4 protein-coding genes are annotated in these 2,161 nt (G+C 66.1%); all 4 read left to right on the forward strand.

The window, feature by feature from the left end:
• Nucleotides 1-679: phage major capsid protein, P2 family (locus tag KVT32_RS27615; RefSeq protein WP_217619139.1), on the forward strand; the 679-nt coding region annotated here is incomplete at its 5' end.
• A gap of 2 nt (nucleotides 680-681) precedes the next feature.
• Nucleotides 682-1,377, forward strand: a complete 696-nt coding sequence (gene gpM, locus KVT32_RS27620) for a phage terminase small subunit (protein ID WP_217619140.1) — start codon at nucleotides 682-684, stop codon at nucleotides 1,375-1,377.
• Nucleotides 1,378-1,469: 92 nt separating this feature from the next.
• Nucleotides 1,470-1,940, forward strand: a complete 471-nt coding sequence (locus KVT32_RS27625; RefSeq protein WP_217619141.1) for a head completion/stabilization protein — start codon at nucleotides 1,470-1,472, stop codon at nucleotides 1,938-1,940.
• Nucleotides 1,940-2,161, forward strand: a 222-nt coding sequence (locus KVT32_RS27630; RefSeq protein WP_217619142.1) for a tail protein X, incomplete at its 3' end; no start/stop codon positions are given. The genes KVT32_RS27625 and KVT32_RS27630, both read left to right, overlap by 1 nt.

The raw sequence follows: 2,161 nt of genomic DNA on the forward strand, positions 1-2,161 counted from the left end.
GTACGCGCAGCTCGACGCCTGGGCGATCTTTCCGGACTTCGAGGCCCGTATCCGTGACCTGCTGATCCACCGCCAGGCGCTCGATCGCATCATGATCGGTTTCAACGGGACGAGTGTCGCCGCCAACACCGATCCGGCCGCCAATGCGCTGCTGCAGGACGTGAACAAGGGCTGGCTGCAGAAGATGCGCGAAAGCGCCGAAGAGCGCGTGATGGCCGATGGAAAGACGGCCGGCAAGGTGCAAGTGGGCGCCACCGGCGATTACAAGAACCTGGACGCGCTCGTGTACGACGCCGTCACGCTGCTGGACCCGTGGCACCGTGAAAACTCCCAGCTCGTCGCCATCGTGGGCCGGGGCCTGATGCACGACAAGTACTTTCCGCTGGTTAATCAGGACAGCCGCGCCACCGACACGCTGGCCGCCGACCTCATCATCAGCCAGAAGCGGATCGGCGGCCTGGCGGCGGTGCAGGCGCCGTTCTTCCCGGAGAAAAAGGTACTTATCACCTCGCTGGACAACCTTTCCCTGTACTGGCAAATCGGCGCGCGCCGTCGTCACGTCGAAGAGAACGCCAAGCGCAGCCGCGTGGACACCTACGAAAGCTCGAATGACGACTACGTGGTGGAGGACTTCGGCCTGGCCGCGCTGGTGGAAAACATCGAGCTGGTGGAAGCCTGACCATGACCAGCCCCGCACAACGACACCGCACGAGGGTGCTGGCCGCCAAGGCGAGCGCGGCCGATGGCGCCGCGCCCGCCGTGGTGGGCGGCATCTTCGGCCAGATGATGGCCAAGCTCACCCAGGACCGGCGCCGCCTGCACGATATCAAGTCCGTAGAGCGCAAGGTTGCGCTCAAACGCGAGTTGGTCCCGGAGTACCAGGACTATCTCGATGGCGTGCTGAGCGGCGACACCGGCCAGCAGGACGAGGTACTGGCCACGCTGATGGTGTGGCAATTCGATATCGGCGACTTCGCGCGCGGCCTGACGCTGGCCGACTACGTGATGAGACATGGCCTGGCGCTACCTGAACGCCTCAAGCGCAACACGGCCACGCTGCTGCTGGACGAAGTGGCCGGCGCCATTGCTGGCGGCGCTGTCCCCAAGCATGACGAAGCCATGCAGCTGCTGCAGGAGGTCGCGCGCCTGGTGGATGGCCAGGACGCGCCTGACCAGGCCCGGGCCAAGCTTCACCTGGCCATCGGCAAGACCCTTGCCGAGCAGGCTGGCGACGAGCCGCGCGGCGCGCTACTGGACATGGCGCGCGCCGCCGTCGCGCAGTTGCGCCGTGCGGTGGACCTACACAGCGGAGTCGGCTGCAAGAAGCTCATCGAGCAGCTGGAACGCAAGATCAAGAACGCCGGCCAGGCCGGCTAACCGAGTGCCCCAAAGCGCACGGCGGCGCGGGCGGAAGGCTGGTCCCCGACTTGCCGGATGCCCGCCCACCGCCGACCTAAAAAGCCGACCCCATGAGCTTCATCGCCCCAGCCCCCGCAACCCGCACTGTTCCCCCCCAGGTCATCACCAACGATGGCTATTTCCCGGACATCCAACTGGACGCCGCCCGCCAGGCGCTGCGCCTTGATGGCACCGTGACAGATGAGCGCCTGCGCTTCGCTTTGGTGGGAGCGCTATTGGAAGTGGGTAACAGCCTAGCTGCGTGGAAGGCCGCGCAACTGGCGCGCGGTCATACTCAGCTGGCCGACGTGCCAGCGGACAAGGTGGATGGCAAAAGCCGGCTGCAGCATGCCTATGTCCGGGCTGTCTACAGCTTGACCAAGGCGGACCTCATCGAGCGCATGACCGATTACGACACCACGGCCGCCGGACAAAAGCGCGCGGAGTGGTTGGGCGAAGCGTCCGACGATCACCGCCGCAACGCGCGCTTTGCCATCGCCGACGTGATGGCCGCCCCGCGCGCCGTTGTGGAGCTGATCTGATGCTGGTCCGCGCGCTTCAAGGCGACACGGTGGACGCGCTGTGTTGGCGGCACCTTGGCACAACCCGCGACGTGGTGGAGCAAACCTACGAACTCAATCCCGGCTTGGCCGACCTGGGCGCGGTGCTGCCGCATGGCCAGGTCGTGACGCTGCCGGAAAGCACCCCTCCACCATCGGCGGCGCCTGCCGTCAAACTCTGGGATTGGTCCAATGGCCGAACC

The organism is Achromobacter sp. GbtcB20 (genome assembly GCF_019091095.1).
Lineage (GTDB): Bacteria > Pseudomonadota > Gammaproteobacteria > Burkholderiales > Burkholderiaceae_B > Achromobacter > Achromobacter mucicolens.